The organism is Achromobacter sp. 10T422 (assembly GCF_056394065.1).
On record NZ_JBFTHD010000007.1, the window covers coordinates 335,026 to 354,261 of the forward strand.

Annotated in this window: 17 protein-coding genes and 1 tRNA gene; 10 read left to right on the top strand and 8 right to left on the bottom strand. The window is 63.7% G+C overall.

Annotated elements, in window-relative coordinates:
- Positions 1-50: 50 nt before the first annotated feature.
- The 5 genes from AC1DB0_RS20695 to AC1DB0_RS20715 all read left to right on the top strand — a co-directional run bounded on the left by AC1DB0_RS20695 (position 51) and on the right by AC1DB0_RS20715 (position 5,794).
- Positions 51-1,496: a S41 family peptidase gene (locus tag AC1DB0_RS20695; protein WP_054420611.1), complete on the top strand. Its 1,446-nt coding sequence runs from the start codon at positions 51-53 to the stop codon at positions 1,494-1,496.
- A complete protein-coding gene (locus AC1DB0_RS20700; protein ID WP_054420610.1) occupies positions 1,493-2,248 on the top strand; it encodes a HesA/MoeB/ThiF family protein in 756 nt (251 codons plus the stop codon). The genes AC1DB0_RS20695 and AC1DB0_RS20700 overlap by 4 nt, the downstream gene beginning before the upstream one ends.
- A gap of 140 nt (positions 2,249-2,388) precedes the next feature.
- Entirely contained in the window at positions 2,389-3,585 is a 1,197-nt protein-coding gene (locus AC1DB0_RS20705) for a GGDEF domain-containing protein (RefSeq protein ID WP_175171754.1), read from the top strand.
- An 80-nt stretch (positions 3,586-3,665) separates the two neighbouring features.
- Positions 3,666-4,385 (top strand): FadR/GntR family transcriptional regulator, encoded by a 720-nt coding sequence (locus AC1DB0_RS20710; RefSeq protein ID WP_054420608.1) that lies wholly within the window; start codon positions 3,666-3,668, stop codon positions 4,383-4,385.
- Complete coding sequence (locus AC1DB0_RS20715; protein ID WP_342068083.1) at positions 4,382-5,794, top strand: FAD-binding oxidoreductase; 1,413 nt, start codon at positions 4,382-4,384, stop codon at positions 5,792-5,794. The genes AC1DB0_RS20710 and AC1DB0_RS20715 overlap by 4 nt, the downstream gene beginning before the upstream one ends.
- A 1,050-nt stretch (positions 5,795-6,844) precedes the next feature.
- Here the strand turns inward: AC1DB0_RS20715 and thiC are convergent.
- Positions 6,845-8,758 (bottom strand): phosphomethylpyrimidine synthase ThiC, encoded by a 1,914-nt coding sequence (gene thiC, locus AC1DB0_RS20720; RefSeq protein WP_427949495.1) that lies wholly within the window; start codon positions 8,756-8,758, stop codon positions 6,845-6,847.
- 412 nt (positions 8,759-9,170) lie between these two features.
- Here thiC and AC1DB0_RS20725 point away from each other — a divergent pair, with 412 nt between their 5' ends.
- The gene (locus AC1DB0_RS20725) at positions 9,171-9,728 is read left to right on the top strand and encodes a SecDF P1 head subdomain-containing protein (RefSeq protein WP_054426919.1); all 558 of its coding nucleotides are present in this window, start codon (positions 9,171-9,173) and stop codon (positions 9,726-9,728) included.
- Between the two features lie 84 nt (positions 9,729-9,812).
- Here AC1DB0_RS20725 and AC1DB0_RS20730 read toward each other — a convergent pair whose 3' ends face one another.
- Positions 9,813-10,910, bottom strand: coding sequence for a M14 family metallopeptidase (locus tag AC1DB0_RS20730; RefSeq protein ID WP_476757535.1), 1,098 nt, complete (start codon positions 10,908-10,910; stop codon positions 9,813-9,815).
- Positions 10,911-10,986: 76 nt separating this feature from the next.
- On the bottom strand, positions 10,987-11,415 hold the full coding sequence (locus tag AC1DB0_RS20735; RefSeq protein WP_054426921.1) for a helix-turn-helix domain-containing protein: 429 nt from the start codon (positions 11,413-11,415) through the stop codon (positions 10,987-10,989).
- A 101-nt stretch (positions 11,416-11,516) separates the two neighbouring features.
- Between AC1DB0_RS20735 and AC1DB0_RS20740 the strand changes: the two genes are divergently transcribed.
- The gene (locus tag AC1DB0_RS20740) at positions 11,517-12,266 is read left to right on the top strand and encodes a response regulator transcription factor (RefSeq protein WP_476757536.1); all 750 of its coding nucleotides are present in this window, start codon (positions 11,517-11,519) and stop codon (positions 12,264-12,266) included.
- Here AC1DB0_RS20740 and proB read toward each other — a convergent pair.
- From proB to AC1DB0_RS20765, 5 genes are all read right to left on the bottom strand, one after another.
- Positions 12,192-13,328, bottom strand: coding sequence for a glutamate 5-kinase (gene proB / locus AC1DB0_RS20745; RefSeq protein ID WP_054426925.1), 1,137 nt, complete (start codon positions 13,326-13,328; stop codon positions 12,192-12,194). The genes AC1DB0_RS20740 and proB overlap by 75 nt on opposite strands.
- Positions 13,329-13,383: 55 nt before the next feature.
- A complete protein-coding gene (obgE, locus tag AC1DB0_RS20750; protein WP_054426927.1) occupies positions 13,384-14,520 on the bottom strand; it encodes a GTPase ObgE in 1,137 nt (378 codons plus the stop codon).
- Positions 14,521-14,692: 172 nt separating this feature from the next.
- Positions 14,693-14,953, bottom strand: a complete 261-nt coding sequence (rpmA, locus tag AC1DB0_RS20755) for a 50S ribosomal protein L27 (RefSeq protein ID WP_050445798.1) — start codon at positions 14,951-14,953, stop codon at positions 14,693-14,695.
- 34 nt (positions 14,954-14,987) lie between these two features.
- Positions 14,988-15,299, bottom strand: coding sequence for a 50S ribosomal protein L21 (rplU, locus tag AC1DB0_RS20760; RefSeq protein ID WP_006216228.1), 312 nt, complete (start codon positions 15,297-15,299; stop codon positions 14,988-14,990).
- Between the two features lie 277 nt (positions 15,300-15,576).
- Positions 15,577-16,335 carry an IclR family transcriptional regulator gene (locus AC1DB0_RS20765; protein ID WP_175172161.1) on the bottom strand — a complete coding sequence of 253 codons (759 nt, stop codon included), beginning with the start codon at positions 16,333-16,335 and terminating at the stop codon, positions 15,577-15,579.
- 122 nt (positions 16,336-16,457) lie between these two features.
- On the opposite strand from AC1DB0_RS20765, the gene AC1DB0_RS20770 reads away from it, so the two are divergent.
- The 3 genes from AC1DB0_RS20770 to AC1DB0_RS20780 all read left to right on the top strand — a co-directional run bounded on the left by AC1DB0_RS20770 (position 16,458) and on the right by AC1DB0_RS20780 (position 19,146).
- On the top strand, positions 16,458-17,633 hold the full coding sequence (locus AC1DB0_RS20770) for a fumarylacetoacetate hydrolase family protein (RefSeq protein WP_346552904.1): 1,176 nt from the start codon (positions 16,458-16,460) through the stop codon (positions 17,631-17,633).
- 227 nt (positions 17,634-17,860) lie between these two features.
- On the top strand, positions 17,861-18,826 hold the full coding sequence (gene ispB / locus AC1DB0_RS20775) for an octaprenyl diphosphate synthase (protein ID WP_054426933.1): 966 nt from the start codon (positions 17,861-17,863) through the stop codon (positions 18,824-18,826).
- A 243-nt stretch (positions 18,827-19,069) separates the two neighbouring features.
- A tRNA-Pro gene (locus AC1DB0_RS20780) sits at positions 19,070-19,146 on the top strand.
- Positions 19,147-19,236 lie beyond the last annotated feature (90 nt).

The following is a 19,236-nucleotide window of genomic DNA, read 5'->3' on the forward strand; positions in this document are numbered from 1 at the left end:
TGGTAAATTACCAAACCCCCATCGGCGAAAACAAAATTCGGGAAGTGTGCATGGGCACTCGCAAGTTTCGCGGTTTCGGTCTGATTGCCATCGGTGCGGTGGCTGGCGTATTGCTTAGCGTGGGGGTAACAGCTGTTGCTCAGCGCGGCAGTCCTTTGCCTTTGGACGAGCTCAGGCAACTGAGCAACGTGTTCGCGGCCATCAAGAACAACTACGTCGAAGCGGTCGATGACAAGACCCTGATCGACAATGCCATCTCTGGCATGGTCTCCAACCTTGACCCCCACTCCGCCTATCTGGATGCCGACGCGTTCCGCGAAATGCAGACGGCCACGCAAGGCGAGTTCGGCGGCCTGGGTATCGAGGTCGGCGCGGAAGACGGCTTCGTCAAAGTGATTTCGCCGATCGAAGACACGCCCGCCGCGCGCGCTGGCGTGATGGCCGGTGACCTCATCATCAAAATCGACGACACGCCCACCAAGGGCATGACGCTGAACGACGCCGTGAAGCTCATGCGTGGCGCGCCCAAGTCGCCGATCACGCTGACCATCATGCGCGCCGACCGTCCCCAGCCCATCGTGCTGAAGATCGTTCGCGACGTCATCAAGGTTCGCAGCGTGCGCAGCAAGATGCTGGACAACGGCATTGGCTACGTCCGCGTTGCTCAGTTCCAGGAAAAGACCGGCGCTGATCTGGCCAAGCAACTGAAGGACCTGGGTGCGAAGGAAGCGCCCAAGGGTCTGGTGCTTGACCTGCGCAACGACCCGGGCGGCCTGTTGACCAGCGCCATCGGCGTGTCCGGCGCGTTCCTGCCGCCTGACGCCCTGGTGGTGTCCACCGACGGCCGTACGCCCGACGCCCGCCACAAGTATCTGGCCACGCCGTCGGAATACGCTCGCGGTGAAAGCAACTACCTGTCGGGCCTGCCCGCCTGGACCAAGACCGTGCCGATGGTGGTGCTGGTGAACGTGGGTTCGGCCTCGGCTTCCGAGATCGTGGCCGGCGCGCTGCAAGACCACAAGCGCGCCAAGGTGCTGGGCAACCGCACGTTCGGCAAGGGCTCGGTGCAAGTCATCCTGCCGCTGTCGGAATCGACCGCGGTCAAGCTGACCACCTCGCGCTACTTCACGCCCAGCGGCCGTTCCATTCAGGCCACCGGTATCGAACCCGACTTTGTCGTGGCCGATACGGCAGATGGCGACTTGTTCCGCCTGCCGCGCGAAGCCGACCTGCAACGCCACCTGTCCAACCCCGAGACCGCCAACGAGGTGAAGTCCAACTCGGCGCAAGACAATGTGGACTTGCCGACCAAGGTGTTCGAATTCGGCGGCAAGGACGACTTCCAGCTGCAACAAGCGCTGAACGTGCTGGCCGGCAAGCCGGTGCAGAAGGGTTCGGCGCGCGCTCAGGCCAAGGCTGACGCCAAGCCGGGCGGCGGCACGGCAACGCGCATGAAGATCACGCCGACCGGAGTCGAGCCCAGCAAGGACAAATGAACGACGAGCAACTGCTGCGCTACGCCCGCCACATCCTGCTGGACGAGCTAGGAATCGAAGGGCAGGAAAAACTGCTGGCGGCGCGTGTGCTCATCGTGGGGGCGGGTGGACTCGGTTCACCCGCTGCGCTCTACCTGGCCACGGCCGGCGTGGGCGACATCACGCTCGCTGACGACGACATCGTCGAACTCAGCAACCTGCAACGCCAGATTCTCCACACCACGGCCAGCGTCGGCCGGCCCAAGGCCGAGTCCGGGCGCGACATGCTGGCGGCGTTCAACCCGCAAGCGCAGGTCCACGCCCGTGTCGAGCGCCTGAAAGACCAAGCGCTTTCCGACGCCGTCGCCGCAGCGGACCTGGTGCTGGACTGCACCGACAACTTCACCACCCGCCACGCCATCAACCGCGCCTGCGTGCAACACCGCAAGCCGCTGGTCTCCGGCGCGGCCATCCGTTTTGACGGCCAGGTCAGCGTGTACGACCTGCGCGATGACAACGCGCCTTGTTACCACTGCCTGTTCCCGGAAGCCGACGACGTCGAAGAAGCCAATTGCGCCACGATGGGCGTGTTTGCGCCGGTGGTCGGCATCATCGGCAGCATGCAGGCCGCCGAGGCGCTGAAATTGCTGTCTGGCATTGGGGAAAGCCTGTCGGGCCGCTTGTTGTGGCTGGACGTGCGCACCATGCAATGGCGCAGCGTCAATGTCCAGCGCGACCCGGAATGCGAGGTCTGCGGCCACCGCGGGCAATAGGCAGGCGCGACCCGCCTCGTTTGTTGTTTCCCCTCATCTTGTGGCCGAATTGCCCTGCCGGACAATGTTAAAGCCTTGAAATACCTGCTATAACGCCCTCCAGCCTACAGAATTCGGGTGATGGCTTTGGACGTGACGGTGTGGATACAGGACTGAAATTCAGTTTGCCTAAGTGGCGCCTGACGCGCTGGCTGACGCATGCTGGTCAGGACACGCCTGCTGATATCCGCGCGGCGCTGATCGCCAGCCTGTTCGGCACGCTGCCCATTTTTGCGGGCGGCGTGATCAACACCTTGATGATTTCCGGCGTGGTCGCCTGGCGCCGGCCCGAGCCCCTCTATATTTCGTGGCTGGTGCTGGAAGTGGTGCTGGCCATCATCCGCGTCACCATCCTGCGGTCCGCGTTACGCGCTGCGCCCAAGGGCGGCAACACCCACACCGACATCTACATTCTGCTGGCCCTGCTGTGGGCGTTCAGCGTGGGCTACGGCGTTTTCATCACGTTCATCAACGGCGACTGGCTGGCGGCAACCTTGGCAGGCGTGTCGTGCGGGGCGATGGCCGGCGGTATCTGCTTTCGCAATTACGGTGCGCCACGGCTGGTCGGCGCAATGATCTTCCTGAGCCTGGGGCCGATGTGCCTGGGCGCCTTGTTCACCGGCGAATACGTCACTGCCATCGTCTTCGTGCAGATCCCGTTCTACCTGGTCAGCATGAGCATCGCCTCGCATCGGCTGAACCGCATCCTGGTGTCGACCATGCTGGCCGAGCGCGCCAGCGAACGCCGCGCCAGCGAAGATGCGCTGACGGGCCTGGCCAACCGCACCGGCTTGCAGGCGGCGCTGGAACGGGTCTGCGCCAGCGAGCGCGGGCACGACAGTGACGCCGCGCTGCTGTACATGGACATGGACGACTTCAAGCGCATCAACGATACCTACGGCCATGCCGCGGGCGATCAGGTGCTGACGACCACCGCCCAGCGCATGCGCGCCATGCTGCGCGTGGATGACGTGGCGGCCCGAATCGGCGGCGACGAATTCATCGTGCTGGTGACGGGCATCGACGCCACGGCCGCGTTGCGGCTCGGCGAACACTTGCTGCGCGATGCCTCGCAGCCAATCGCATTGGCGGATGGCACGCGCGTCTGCGTGGGGTTGTCGATCGGCATCTCGATCATTTCGGGCGCCAATCGCAGCCCGCAAGCAGCGTTGGACCTGGCCGACGCGGCGCTGTATCGCGCCAAGGCGCGCGGCGGCCGCTGCTGCGAAATCGTGGGGGGCAGCGAAGCCGAAGACGCTGCGATGGCGCGCGGCAACGGCGAACCCGCGACCGCCTGACGCGATCAAGCAACGTTATTGAATCCGGATTCTCATCAAAAGTTATCAGATAACCTGAAAAGTAGGCCTATAATCCGCCCATGTTGACCAAGAGCCTCACCCTGACCGAACAGGTCGCCCGCCAGATCGCCACGGATATCGCCGATGGCGTGCACGCCGTGGGCGTCAAACTTCCCCCTGGCCGCGTCCTGGCCGAGCAGTACGGCGTCAGCGCCGCCGTGATCCGCGAAGTGACCGAACGCTTGCGCGCCCAAGGGCTGATCCAAAGCCGCCAAGGCTCGGGCAGCACCGTGATATCCCGCACGGGCGCTCAAGGGTTTCAGGTGTCCAGCGGCCTCGCCGTTGACCGCGACAAGCTGGCCGACGTCTACGAATTGCGGATGGAACTTGAAGGCGGCGCGGCGGCGCTCGCCGCCGTGCGGCGCAACGCCGCCGACCTGAGCGCCATGGCGCAGGCGCTGGCAGACCTGGAGGCCCATCTTGAGCACCCCGAGCAGGGCGTGGAACACGACATCGCGTTCCACGTCGCCATTGCCACCGCCACGCACAACCGCACCTACCAAGACCTGTTGCAGTACCTGAACCTGCAGCTGAGGCTGGCCGTCAGCACCGCCCGGTCGAATAGCCGCCTGCAAGACGGCCTGACCGCGGCCGTGCATCAGGAGCACGTCGCAGTCTTTGAAGCGATTCGCGCACGCAATCCCGAACGGGCCCGCCAGGCGGCGGTGCGCCATTTGCAGCAGGCGGCCAGCCGCCTGCAACTTGATTCCCTCTTTCCCGCAGCCACGCAGACATCATGAGCGCATCCGATTTCACGCAACGCCTCACCCAAGCCCTGGGTCCCGACACCGTCTACACCGCCGAGGCGGACATCACGCCGTGGCTGTCCGACTGGCGCGGCCTGTACAACGGCCACGCGCAAGCCGTGGTGCGCCCGCGCAATACCGCAGAAGTCGCCGCTTGCCTGGCCTTGTGCCAGCAAGAGGGCGTGCCGGTGGTGCCGCGCGGTGGCAACACGGGCTTGTGCGGCGGCGCGACACCAGACAGCGGAACGAAGAACGTCGTGCTGAGCCTGGACCGCATGAACGCCGTGCGATCCATCGACACGGTCGCCAACACGATGGTTGCCGAAGCCGGCGCCATCCTTGGCAACCTGCGCCGCGCGGCGCAGGACGCCGGGCGCTTGTTGCCCTTGAGCCTGGCGGCGGAAGACTCCAGCCAGATCGGCGGCAACGTCGCCACGAACGCAGGCGGCGTGAACGTGGTGCGCTACGGCATGGCGCGTGAATTGGTGCTGGGCCTGGAAGCCGTGCTGCCCACGGGCGAAATCTTCAACGGCCTGCGCACGCTGCGCAAGGACAACACGGGCTACGACCTGAAGCAGTTGCTGATCGGCTCCGAAGGCACGCTGGGCGTGATCACCGCCGTGGCGCTGCGCTTGTTCCCGCGCACCGATGTCCGTTCCGTGGTGCTGACGGCCGTCGAGTCACCGGCGCAGGCGTTGCAGCTGTTCGAGATTCTGTTCGAACAATGCGGCGCGCGTCTGCAAGCGTTCGAGTACTTCTCGGGCGATTGCCTGGACCTGGTGCTGACGCATGCCGAGGGTGTGCAGGAGCCGTTTGATCAACGCTATCCCGCGTATGTGTTGGTAGAGCTGGCGGATACGGCGGATGAAGCGGGTCTGACGACGTTGCTGGAGAACGTGATTGGCACGGCGCTGGAACGCGGCCTGTGCCTGGACGCGGCGGTGTCGGCGTCGTTGTCGCAGTTGCAGACGTTGTGGAAGTTGCGCGAAGAAATTTCGGAAGCCCAACGTGCCGACGGCCCGCACCTGAAGCACGATGTGTCGCTGCCGATTGAACGCATTCCGGATTTCATGGTGTCGGCGGAAGCGCGCGTGCGCGCGCTGTACCCAGATATCCGCCCCTTCATCTTCGGTCACTTTGGCGACGGCAACCTGCACTACAACCTGTCCCGCCCGGCAGGCGCGGCACGCGACTGGGTAGCGGTGAACGGCGCGGCGATTACGGATGCGGTGTTGGACGAAGTGAATCGCTATGGCGGGAGTATTTCAGCGGAACACGGGATTGGGCAGCTGAAGCGCGAGCATTTCTTGCATAGCAAGGATGCCGTGGAGTTGAGGTTGATGCGGGAGATCAAGAAGGTGATGGACCCGGCGGGGATTATGAATCCTGGGAAGTTGTTGTAGGCGGGATTTTGTTGAGTGGTCGAGGGGCTTCGTGAGCTTGGTTTCTTGGGGCGGTCGGTTGATCTTCGTAGGTCGCCCATCGTCGCGGTGGCCCTGACTGCGCGCGCCCACGATTGCGGTCCGGAGCCTTCGCTCCGGACGTCCCCTTCGTCATCTTCGTCACCCGCCTTCGGCGGGTTCCTTCAGATTCCCTCGGGCGCATCGAGGTTGCGCGCAGTCAGGGCCACCGCGCCGACGGGCTGCCGTTGTCTTGGGTCGTGGCGATGCTAGGGGGTGCCTTAGTGTCGAGTGCTGCGGGGCCCGCCGAGTGGCGGCCGCGCGGGCGGCCTTACTCGGCATACGCATTGGTGGGCGTTTGCGCGGTAGTCGCTTTCGCGAATGTGCAGAGCGGTTTTCTAATGCTCCCGCCGCAGGATTTTGGGGGGTAAAGGGTGGCGCGCGGCGCGAACTGTCTTGCGCATGCCGACCCATTGCGCGCCACGCACTGGGGTTTAAGTGGCGGTCACCGTTCGTAGGATGGATGAAGCGCATTAATGCAGTCAGACTGCACTTCTTCATGAATGCAGTCTGACTGCATTTTTAAGGGCTTCAAGTCACGAAGAAGAACTCGAACATCGCTGCCACACGCGAAGCGAACAGCGTGACGACGTACCTCTACGCGTAAGCCCCCCAAGGCCGCCTGCGCGGCCGGCCGGGGGCGGGCCCCGCAAGATACTTCTCCACTCCCTCGCCGTGGAGAAGAACCCTAAGCACACCGTTCCCCCCAGCGGCCGAGAGATTGCCGCTGAACGAGTCCGGTGTGGCGGGGGCCTGGGGTGGGCGGGGCGTCGATAAGCCCGAGGGAATCTGAAGGAACCCGCCAACGGCGGGTGACGAAGATGACGACGGGGGGGGGGCGCCTAGGCAAGTCCGGAGCGAAGGCTCCGGACCGCAATCGTTGCCCCGCCCACCCCAGGCCCCCGCCACATCGGACGTCTAAAGAACCCAAGACTCCACGAACCAACACCCTCAACCCTTCACCCAAACCTCAACCACCCCACCCCAAAACCCTCACTGCCGCTGATAAACCTCAGCCCCTTTCCGAACAAACTCCACCGACTTCTCCTGCATGCCCTTTTGCAAGGCTTCCTTCTCACTCACGCCCTGCGCCGCCGCATAGTCCCGCACGTCCTGCGTGATCTTCATGCTGCAGAAATGCGGTCCGCACATCGAGCAGAAATGCGCCACCTTCATCGAGTCCTTCGGCAGGGTCTCGTCGTGGAATTCCTTCGCGGTATCCGGGTCCAGCCCCAGATTGAACTGATCATCCCAGCGGAACTCGAAGCGCGCCTTTGACAGCGCGTTGTCGCGAATCGCCGCGCCCGGATGGCCTTTCGCCAGGTCGGCCGCGTGCGCCGCAATCTTGTACGTGATGATCCCGTCCTTCACGTCCTTCTTGTTCGGCAAGCCCAAGTGCTCTTTCGGCGTCACATAACAGAGCATCGCCGTGCCGTACCAGCCGATCAGCGCGGCGCCGATGCCGGAGGTGATGTGGTCGTAGCCCGGTGCGATATCGGTGGTCAGGGGGCCCAGCGTATAGAACGGCGCCTCGTGGCAATGTTCCAGCTGCAGCTCCATGTTTTCCTTGATCATCTGCATCGGCACATGGCCAGGGCCTTCGATCATGACCTGCACATCATGCTTCCACGCCACCTGCGTCAGCTCGCCCAGCGTCTTCAGTTCAGCGAATTGCGCTTCGTCGTTGGCGTCATAGCCCGAGCCCGGACGCAAGCCGTCACCCAGCGAGAAGCTGACGTCATACGCCTTCATGATTTCGCAGATTTCTTCGAAGCGCTCGTACAGGAAGCTTTCCTTGTGATGCGCCAGGCACCACTTCGCCATGATCGAGCCGCCGCGCGACACGATGCCCGTCATGCGGTCGGCCGTCATCGGGATGAACGGCAGGCGCACGCCGGCATGGATCGTGAAGTAGTCCACGCCCTGTTCGGCCTGTTCGATCAGCGTGTCGCGGAAAATTTCCCACGTCAGGTCTTCGGCCTTGCCGTCCACCTTTTCCAGCGCCTGGTATATCGGCACCGTTCCAATCGGCACGGGTGAGTTGCGGATGATCCATTCGCGCGTCTCGTGGATGTGCTTGCCGGTGGACAAATCCATCACCGTGTCGCCGCCCCAGCGGATCGCCCACGTCATCTTTTCGACTTCTTCCCCAATGCCCGAGCTCACGGCCGAATTACCGATGTTGGCGTTGATCTTCACCAGGAAGTTGCGGCCGATGGCCATCGGTTCCACTTCGGGGTGATTGATGTTGGCGGGGATGATGGCGCGGCCGCGCGCGATTTCGTCGCGCACGAATTCCGGCGTGATGGCGGCGGGGATGGCCGCGCCGAACGATTGGCCGGGGTGCTGGCGCAGCAGGCGCTTCACCATCTTTTCGCCGTCGGGGCCGCTGTCTCGCAGCGTTTGCAGATAGTGCTCGCGGCGCAGGCTTTCGCGGATGGCCACGTATTCCATTTCGGGCGTGATGATGCCGCGGCGCGCATAGTGCATCTGCGACACGTTGGCGCCGGCCTTGGCGCGGCGCGGCGGGCGTTGCAGGTCAAAGCGCATGGCCGTCAGCTTGGGATCGGTCAGGCGTTCTTTGCCGTAGTCACTGGTCGGACCCGACAGCACTTCCGTGTCGCCGCGCTCTTCGATCCAGCCGCGGCGCAGCTCGGGCAGGCCGCGGCGGATGTCGATCTTGGCGTCGGGGTCGGTGTAGGGGCCGCTGCAGTCGTAGACCGTCAGGGGCGGGTTCTTTTCCCCGCCGAACATGGTCGGCGTGTCGTCCTGCTCGATTTCCCGAAACGGCACGCGGATGTCGGGGCGCGAGCCCGTCTCATACACGCGGCGCGATTTGGGCAGCGGTGCGACGGCCGCCGCGTCGACTTCGGCGGTGGCGGCCAGGAATTTGGGATTGGCATTCATGGAAAGCTCCAAGCGATTGGTTGGAGCCGATTGGGAATGGACTTCCGCCACGCGTGCGGGGACACGTGGCGGAAATACGGCTCCCAGCATCGGCATTATCCGTACTGGTACGAAGGGACTCTCTCAACACGTCCAGCCGAAAAGGCGGGACGAGTACCCCTGCGCGAAAGCGAAGTATAGAGCCTAGCGGGCCAGTCGCTTCAACGATGCGATGTTGCGTGGCGCCAGCGATGATCAACCTGCATGAAGCCATTCTTAAAGTGCTCGTCATCCAGAGCTGGTATTACTGCTTTACATTTGGATTCAGACTGCGGCGACACGGTCATGCAGGTTCTGTACACTTTTTCCAACCAAACGCTGGGCGGGCTACCGACTCGCCGGGCATAGCTAACTAAAGAAGAAGGAATCGAGCATGCAACTGACCCTACGCAAATTGGCGCCCGCCTTGGTTGTCGTGACGTTGGCGCTGGCGGGTTGCAAGACCGCCCCGACAAAGGCGCCCGGCGCCGCGGCCACGCCCGATGCCAGCCAGCAATCGACGCAACCGGCCACCGCTTCGTCGGTGGACTTCTATCTGGCGCAACAACAACCGGCCCCCGGCATGCGCGAAATCTCGCTGCCCGATGGCAAGCTCTACATGCAGGAAATGCCCGTGCTGACGCGTGCCGACCTGACCGACGCCGCCGCGCTGGTTGATCGTCAAGGCCAGAACTTCGTGGGTCTGCGTTTCTCGGAATCCGGCGCTCGCAAGCTGACTGAAATCAGCACCAAGAACGTCGGCAAGCGCCTGGCGCTGGTGATTGATCAGGAACTGGTTGCTGCCCCGAGCATCGCCGAACCGCTGAACCGTGGCGTGCTGGCATTTGGTGTGGCCTCGGCTCAAGCCGCTTCTGAAATCGCCGCCAAGATCCGTGGCGATGCCGCACCGGCTCCGGCCAACGGCGCACCGGCCCCCGCGCCGAAGCCCTGATCGCGACACGCTCCGGTTAAATATCCGCGCCCATCGGCGCGGATATTTTTTTGCGCGCGGCCAACGCAAGGCCAATGCAAATCTTCAGGCGGATAGCGGCGTGGCCAAGCCCGCCAGCGACGCCTCCATGACCCGCCGCGCCTGGATCAGCACATCGTGTTTCCAGGCGTCGGTCTCGATATAGAACGCGGCGCGCAGGTCGCGCTTGATGCGATGGCGCAAAGCGGCGGGGGCGTCGGGATGGTTGTGCAGCCATTGTTCGGCGCGCAGCGCATTCAATACCTTCAGGCCAGGCAGCGTGCCGTATTCCAGCGTCAGCCCGTTGTATTCGGCTTGTGGGCATTCTTCCATCGCTGCCATGTCCAACGTGCCGGGGAGTTCGCAGGACGTTGAGCTGCCTTCTTCGGCGCTGGTCACAGCAGGCCCCCACCAGCGCCGTGCTCGCGCCAATGATTCGGGGCCCGCAGGCGTGCCTTGATAGATGCATTCCGCGACGCCTTGCGCGCCCAGGCCGGTGTGCACATCAATCCACGCGATGCGGGCGCAGCGCCGGCCGTGTTCGCGCAAGAGGGCGCGTAGCGTCAGGTGGCTCCAGGTAGGCGCGCGGCCCGCATAGAACAGCCCGTTGGGGTCAACCTGCTGGCCGCCCGATACCGCGGCTTGCAGGGCGCTGCGGCCATGGCGCAGCGCGCGCCACGCCAGGCTCAACTCACTGCCCAGGCCCGGCGGGTGATTCCCATCAGGCACCAGCAGCGAAGCAATCGCAAGGTAGTGGCGGTCGTTTTCCAGGGGCTGCGAGAAGTCGCGAAAGTTGCGGTTCAGGTCTACGTTGTCGTGCGTGGCGCGGCGGTCCCAAGAGAAGCCGTAGGGGTTCAGTGCATGCAGGTAGAGCACGGCCAGATCGTCGCGCGTGCATTGCGCGTGCCAGCGCGCGTCGCGCAGCAGCGCGGTTTGCACGGCGGAGCCGCAATAGCCTTCGATGCCATGGCAGCCGCTGCTGATCACGAGCAGGTTCGGGGCGTCGGGCGCACCCTGCCGGGCGACATCCAGCGCCAGCGTTTCGCCGTCGCGTCCGGGCAGGGGATGGATGTGGTGTTGCACGGCCAGATCGCGTTCGGCGCACGCGTCCAGAAACTTGCGGCGCGCTTCTGCGTACTGGCTTGAAAAACTGCTCAAGTCCATGGCTCACGATTCCTGCAAGTCGCCGCGCGCCAATTGCGCGCGGGTGATCATGAGCTTACTCGCGCGGCAGGAAAAATCAGCCGATCTTGCGGCCGCGCGGTTTGACGGTGCGGCGCGCCTGCGCCGTTTCAATAAAGGTTTGCGTCAATGCTTCGAGCATGGCTCGGTCATCGGGGGTCAAGCCGTCGAATTGCGACGGCGCAATGTTGGGGAACGGCCATGGCGCTTGGGGGCGAGGGCGGCGGGCCACGCGTGGCATGGTCTCGGCAATGCCAGCCGGAGGCAAAGTATCAGACAGGTCGTAGCCTTCCATGGGCAATTCCATGGGACCCTTACCTGTCTCCAGCCATTCAAGCTCAATCTTCAGAATCTGCGCGAGCTTACGGGTTGATCGGCTGGAGTGCCGAAGGCCGTTTTCGTAACTGGCGATTGCACTTTGCGAGATTCGCGCGAGACGAGCGAGCGTCTTCTGCGTGTGACCACGCAGAAGACGGGCTTGCTTCAATCGGTCTGAAAATGTCTTCACGCGTCGATTGAAGCTTGCTCAGGATTTACTTTGGTGGTTATAAGCATTACCTGAGTGATAGTTTTGGGAGGCGCGGTCACATGCTTGAACGGGGCTATGTGTTGGTCGTGCAACTTGATGAAATGGCGAGCAATAATTTTGTCGCGGCCTTGCGAGAATTTCAATGGCAGGTCAGCGCCTGTGAATCGCCGGATGAGCTGCTGGATCGGTTGCGCACGCAAGATGTCGACGCGATGGTGCTGCGTGGGCAGGCAGAAGGGGTGCCGAAGCTGATTGCGGCGTTGCGCCGCGCAGCGCCTGATGCGGCAGTCGTGTGGCAGGCGCCAGCGGCCTCAGCGCGCGAACGGGTCGAGGCCCTGGAGGCGGGCGTGGATGCCTATAGTTCAGCCCGCATGGGGGCGCTGGAGTGGGACGCGTTGCTGCGCAATCTGCGCCGCCGCATGTTGCCGCCCGCCACCGATGGCCCAGCATGGCGTTTGCATGAACGGGTGCTATCCGGCCCCGACGGCGAGCGCCTGCCATTGACGCTGACCGAACGTGCCTTTTTTGTCCGCTTGTTGCGGGCGCCAGGCCATTGCCTGCGTCGTGATCGCTTCTTTCCGCGTAATCCGCAAGAGGGCGCGCGTAGCGTCGATGTGCTGGTCTCGCGGCTGCGCAGCAAGGCGCGCCGCTTTGACATCGAACTGCCGGTGCTGGCCGTGCGGGGGTGGGGCTACATTCTGCTGCAGCACACGCCCGCCGTGGCCAGCGCGGGTTCAGAGAACGACGAGGTTGTCCCGATGCATGAGCTCGGGTTCGGTCATGCTGCCCAGAATGCGGGCGATCTGTGACGACGGCTGACGCAGGATGCGCCGGGTATCCGCAGACGAATAGTTGATCAGGCCGCGGGCGCATTCGCGTCCCTGGCTGTCCACGCAGGCCACGACGTCGCCGCGTCCGAACTCGCCTTCGACATCGGTCACGCCAATGGGCAAGAGGCTCTTGCCCTCGCGCAGCAAGGCCTGCACCGCGCCGTCATCCAGAATCACGCGGCCACGAAGACGCAGGTGGTCGGCCAGCCATTGTTTGCGGGCAGACCATACGGGCAGCACGGCGCGCAGTTCGCTGCCGATGCATTCGCCCTGCGCCAGACGCGTCAGCACATTGCGTTCACGGCCCGAGGCGATGATGGTGTGCGCGCCGCTGTGCGCTGCGCGTTTGGCGGCCAGCACCTTGGTCAGCATGCCGCCGGTGCCAATGCCGCTGCCGGCGCCGCCCGCCATGGCTTCCAGCGCGGGGTCGCCTGCTTGCGCGTGCGACATGAATTTGGCGTCGGGGTTTTTGCGGGGGTCGGCTTCGTACAGGCCGCGCTGGTCGGTCAGGATGATCAGCGTGTCGGCTTCGATCAGGTTGGTGACCAGCGCGCCCAGCGTGTCGTTGTCGCCCAGCCGGATTTCATCGGTGACGACCGTGTCATTTTCATTCACGATCGGCACGACGCCCAAACGCAGCAGCGCAAACAGCGTGCTGCGGGCGTTCAGGTAGCGGTGGCGGTCGGCCAGGTCTTCGTGGGTGAGCAGGATCTGCGCGGTGCGCAGGCCGTATTCAGCGAAAGCCGCTTCATAGGCCTGGCACAGCCCCATCTGGCCCACGGCCGCGGCGGCTTGCAGTTCGTGCATGACGGACGGGCGCTTGCGCCAGCCCAGCCGCGCCATGCCTTCGGCAATGGCGCCGCTTGAGACCAGCACGATCTGCTTGCCCTGCTTGTGCAGGGCGGCGATCTGTGCGGCCCAGTGCGCCACGGCGGCGCGGTCCAGGCCACGGCCTTCGTTGGTGACCAGCGACGAGCCGACTTTGGCGACAAGACGCTGGGCGTTGGTGACGACGGAAACGGCGGGTGTTTCAGCAGACATGTTGGGCGCCGGCTGCGGCGAGAAAAGACGTAATCGTAAGGACTGCGATTATGGCTTATTCGTCGCTTGCGCGCGGCGCGGCGGGCTTGTCGGCATCCGAGCGCGTGTCGTCAAAGCGGGGGTCCGGCGCCACATAGGTGCCTTCGGCCTGGTCGCGCGACAGGTGTTCCTTTTCGCGCTCGGCGTCCAGGTAGTCTTGCAGCGCGTACAGCAGGTCTTGCGTGCCTTCGCCGGTCAGGCCGGAAATGGCGAACACAGGGCCCTTCCAGTCATACAGCTCCAGGAAGCGGCGCTTGGTGTCTTCGGGGTCCGGCACCATGTCCAGCTTGTTCAGCACCAGCCAGCGCGGCTTTTGAGCCAGTTCCGGGTCGTAGCGGCGCAGTTCTTCAACGATGGCGCGCGCGTCGACGACGGCTTGCTCGACCGGATCGGCGTCGGGGTCGGGCGTGGACACGTCAACCAGGTGCAGCAGAACCCGGGTGCGCGCCAGGTGACGCAGGAACAAGTGGCCCAGGCCCGCGCCTTCGGACGCGCCTTCGATCAGGCCGGGAATATCGGCCACGACGAAGCTGCGCGACGGCGACGTGCGCACGACGCCCAGGTTCGGGTGCAGCGTGGTGAACGGGTAGTCGGCGATCTTCGGCTTTGCATTCGAGATGCGGGTGATTAGCGTCGACTTGCCGGCGTTCGGCAGGCCCAGCAGGCCCACGTCCGCCAGCACCTTCAATTCCATGCGCAGGTAGCGGTGTTCGCCTTCCTTGCCGGGCGTCCACTGGCGGGGCGCGCGGTTCAAGCTGGATTTGAAGTGGATGTTGCCCATGCCGCCCTGGCCGCCTGCGGCCAGCACGACTTTCTGGTCGTGCGTGTCCATGTCGAACAGGACTTCGCCGGTTTCGGCGTCATGGATGACCGTGCCCACGGGCACGCGCAAGGTGATGTCGGGGGCGGCTGCGCCGTATTGGTCAGAGCCGCGGCCGTTTTCACCGCCCTTGGCGCGGTGCAGGCGCGCGTAGCGGAAGTCGATCAGCGTGTTGATGTTGCGATCGGCCACCGCATAGATGGTGCCGCCGCGTCCGCCGTCGCCGCCGTCCGGGCCGCCTTTGGGGATGAACTTTTCGCGGCGAAAGCTCGCCACGCCATTGCCGCCTTTACCGGCGACCACTTCAATGGTGGCTTCGTCTACGAATTTCATGGTGTTTGCGCGTGTAGTGGGTAATGGGGCAGGCGCCCAGGGGGCGCCGCCAGGAGGCATTGGAAAGCTTACTCGCCAATTGCCTTAAAACAAAAAAGCCCTGCCGCATGCGACAGGGCTTTTGCCGTTCGGCAACGCGGTACACCGCGTTGCGCTGACCGTGCTTGTCCGATTACTCGGCAGCGACGATCGAAACGGTTTGCTTGTTCAATGCGCCCTTGAAGCCGAATTGAACCTTGCCGTCGATCAGCGCGTACAGGGTGTGGTCCTTGCCCATGCCGACGTTCACGCCAGCGTGGAAGCGAGTACCGCGCTGACGCACGATGATCGAACCAGCGGGAATCAGTTCACCGCCGAAAGTCTTGACGCCCAGACGCTTTGATTCTGAGTCGCGTCCGTTTCGCGTAGAGCCGCCGCCCTTTTTCTGTGCCATGTTTAGCTCCTGCTAAGTGGTACCGAGTCGCGTCTTAAGCCGTGATGGCTTCGATGCGGATTTCGGTGTAGTTCTGACGGTGGCCCTGACGCTTCTGATAGTGCTTGCGACGGCGCATCTTGAAGATCTTGACCTTGTCGTGGCGGCCTTGCGCAAGAACCGTTGCCTTGACCACAGCGCCGGAGACGAGGGGCGTGCCAACTTTCAGTTGGTCGCCTTCGCCCACGGACAGCACTTGGTCCAGGGTGATTTCTTGCCCAATGTCTGCCGGTATCTGTTCTATCTTGAGTTTTTCGCCAGCGGCAACGCGATACTGCTTGCCACCGGTTTTTACGACCGCGTACATGGGGTGTTCCTTAAATAGGTAAATGGGTTTATTTGCGCGGGGTCCCAACCCTGCTGGGCGGGATGTCCGTTTCTGGAAAGATCGCATTCCTGTCTAGTCGCCAGAAGACTGGCAAGAAGGAAAGGACCCTAGCGCTTTACAGCACAGCTTCCAGACGGGTTACGCAAACAACCGACGTAATTCGGGCATTGCTGACCGAATCCGGGATATTAGCGCGAGGCTTTTCAAAAGTCAAAAAGCCGTTGCAGGGTAAGGGCTTAGGTGTGGCGCGCACGCTTCACGCCGGGGGAACCACCCGCCGAGCGATGTCGCGCGCCACCTGGCGGATGCCTTCCATCACGTCGCGGCGGTGGGCGTCGTCCAGCCGGTCGGTGGGGATCGATGTGCTGACCGCCACCCGTTTGCCCAGCGGGGTTAGGCCCACATAGGCGGCGTAGCAGACCAGGCCCGTCGCCACTTCCTCAAGGTCCTGCCCCAGCCCCATCTGCCGGACAAGATCCAGCTCCTGATTCAGCGCCTGGCGGGTGGCGAGCGTGCGGTCGGTGACGCGCGGCAGCTCGTCCGGCACGCAGGCGGCCAACTCGTCCGGTTGCAGGTTGGCCAATAACGCCTTGCCCAGCGCGCAGGCGTGGGCCGGCAGCCGCATGCCCAGTTCAGACACCAGCCGCACCGGGCGGCGCGCGTCTTCGCGGGCGATATAAACCACGTCGAACCCGTCCAGCACGGCCAGTTGCACGACTTCGTTGTGGCGGGCCACGAACTCGCTGGCGGCTTCATGAAACGCGGTTTGCAGGCCGTCATGGCGCAGATAGGCGAAGCCCAGCGCCATCAATTCGATGCCGATGATGTAGCCGCCGTCTTTGCGTTCGATCCAGCGGCGGTGCTCCAGGCAGTCCAGCAGCAGGTACAGCGTACTTTTTGCCAGTTGGCAGGCTTGGCCCAGTTCGGCCGCCTTGACCGGGGTGCGGCGGTTGGCGAGCACGCGCAGGATGTCGTGGGCGCGCCGGATGGCGGGGACGTCGTATTCAGTGGCCATCGATCTCTTGTGTCCAATATATTGGACTTAAATTCATAATGTTGGACATGATAAATGGATTCCCCTAGACTCGTCGCACATCATTTTGAATGCCGCACAGAAGGCATACAGCGAGGAGACAAATGAACGAAGCAAACACTCTGCCTTCCGACTTGACGCGGGCGTTGCTCGTGGGCCGGGTATGGCGTCCGGCGCCGGTCAACGGCCCCAGCGTGGTGGTGGTGCGTAACGGTGAAGTCTTCGACATCACCGCCGCGGCGCCCACCGTGTCCGACCTGCTGGATCGCCCTGATCGCGTGGCGTTCGCGGCAAGCGCCGAAGGAGAATCGCTGGGCGATGTACGGGCCTTGATGGCCGCCACCCTGCAAGGCGGCGGCGGGCTGCGCCTGCTGGCTCCCTGCGATCTGCAACCCATCAAGGCGGCGGGCGTCACGTTCGCCATCAGCCTTCTGGAACGCATGATCGAAGAAGAGGCGGGCGGCGACGCCAGCCGCGCTGACGAGATCCGCGTGCGGATGCAGGCGCTGATCGGGTCGGACCTGTCTCGCCTGCGCCCCGGCTCGCCCGAGGCGGCCAAGCTGAAGACCGAACTGGTTGACCGCGGCCAGTGGTCGCAATACCTGGAAGTGGGCATCGGCCCCGACGCCGAAGTCTTCTCCAAGACGCCCGCTATGGCGTCGGTGGGGTTTGGCGCGCAGATCGGCGTGCTGCCCGAATCCCAGTGGAACAACCCCGAACCCGAAATCGTGTTGGCGGTGGACAGCCGCGGCGAGGTCGTGGGCGCCACCTTGGGCAACGACGTCAACCTGCGCGACATCGAAGGCCGCAGCGCCTTGTTGCTGACCAAGGCCAAGGACAACAACGGCTCTTGCGCCATCGGCCCCTTCATCCGGCTGTTCGACGACGCCTTCACTATGGATAGCGTGCGCCAGGCGGATGTGTCCTTGCGCATCGAAGGCGCCGACGGCTTCGAGCTGGACGGCGTGAGCCATATGCGCGAAATCAGCCGCGACCCGCTCGACCTGGTGCGCCAGGCTTACGGCGCGCACCATCAATATCCCGACGGCTTCATGCTGTTCCTGGGCACGATGTTCTCTCCCAGCCAGGACCGCAAAGGCCCCGGCACCGGCTTCACGCACAAGCTGGGCGACCGCGTCGTCATCGCGTCCGATCGCATCGGCGCGCTGGTGAATGACGTGCAGCTGTCCACCGAGATTGCGCCCTGGACGTTCGGCGTGCGTGCGCTGTACGCCAACCTGGCCGAGCGCGGCGTGTTTCCGAAAGCGCCGGCGGCATAAGTCCAGGCCGCTGGAAGCCGGGCGGGGAACAGGGCGGGGAATAAGGGCGGGGAATAAGGCGGGGGCAGGCAGGCGAAGTGCCGGGGGATGCTAGCGTCCCGCCCCGGCGTCTTGCCCTGCGTCCCGCTTCTGAACACCCCGTATAATCGCTGGTCGAATCCCCCGCCGCTTCCGGCGGCCCAGCGGTAAGAGCCCCCATGCGGCTCGTTTCACTTGTCGGATACGTCTTGAATCTCCCCGCGCTTATTGCCCCCATTGCTGACGATATGAAGGCTGTCGACGCGGTCATCCGCGATCGGCTGAATTCGGATGTGGTTCTGATCCGCACGATTGGCGACTACATCATTGGCGCGGGCGGCAAGCGCATGCGCCCGGCCATGGTGCTGATGGTGGCGCGCGCGCTCGGTTACGAAGGCACGCATCACCAACTGCTGGCCGCCGTCGTGGAATTCATTCACACCGCCACCTTGCTGCACGACGATGTGGTGGACGAATCCGACTTGCGCCGTGGCCGCGAGACCGCCAACGCCGTCTTCGGCAACGCGGCCAGCGTGCTGGTTGGCGACTACCTGTATTCCCGTTCCTTCGAAATGATGGTGGAAGCCGACTCGATGCGCATCATGAGCATCCTGTCCGAAGCCACCACCGTCATCGCCGAAGGCGAAGTGCTGCAACTCCTGAACGTGCACGACCCGGACGTCTCGCAAGAGCGCTACCTGCAAGTCGTGCGCTACAAGACCGCCAAGCTGTTCGAAGCCGCCGCCCAAGTCGGCGCCGTGCTGGCGGGCGCCACCCCCGAACAGGAAGCCGCCGCCGCTGCCTACGGCCGCCACGTCGGCACCGCCTTCCAATTGGTGGACGACGTGCTGGACTACAGCGGCGACGCCGCCGCACTCGGCAAGAACGTGGGCGATGACCTGCGCGAAGGCAAGCCGACCCTGCCGCTGATCCGCGTGATGGAAGTGGGCACCCCGGAACAACAGCAATTGATCCGCGACGCCATCAAGACCGGCGACGCCGACTTCGCCGCCGTGGCTGCCGCTATCCAGGCAACCGACGCGTTGGAACACGCCCGTCAGGCCGCCGTGGCCGAAGCCGACCGTGCCCGCGAAGCCCTGTCGATCTACCCCGTTTCCCCTTTCCTGAATTCTCTGTTAGAATTCTGCGCTTTCGCGGTGAATAGAGATCGCTAACGCGAACTAGGGCTGAAAAGCCAGAGAGCGCACTGATTCAGGGTTTGGAAGTTCGGTTGAAAAACCCGATTTTCAAAAAAACTGAATTTAGGTTCTAATAGCGGTCGCTGTTGATTGGCAAGTTCATCAACAAAAGTCATCAGCGAAAGATGTTTGGTTGCACTGAGCGTAGCCGAGCAGGTAGTTAGAGTAGAAGTGCTCGGGGTAGCAATATCTCAGCAGTGATACTCCAGTAGTAAGACTCGGGGCGTAGCTCAGCCTGGTAGAGTACTGCGTTCGGGACGCAGGAGTCGGAGGTTCGAATCCTCTCGCCCCGACCACTTGATGTGGTCGAATTCTTGAAAGTGTTTCCCGACACTTTCAGCTGAAAGCCGGTATCGCGCAAGCGGGCCGGCTTTTTTGCGTTTGCG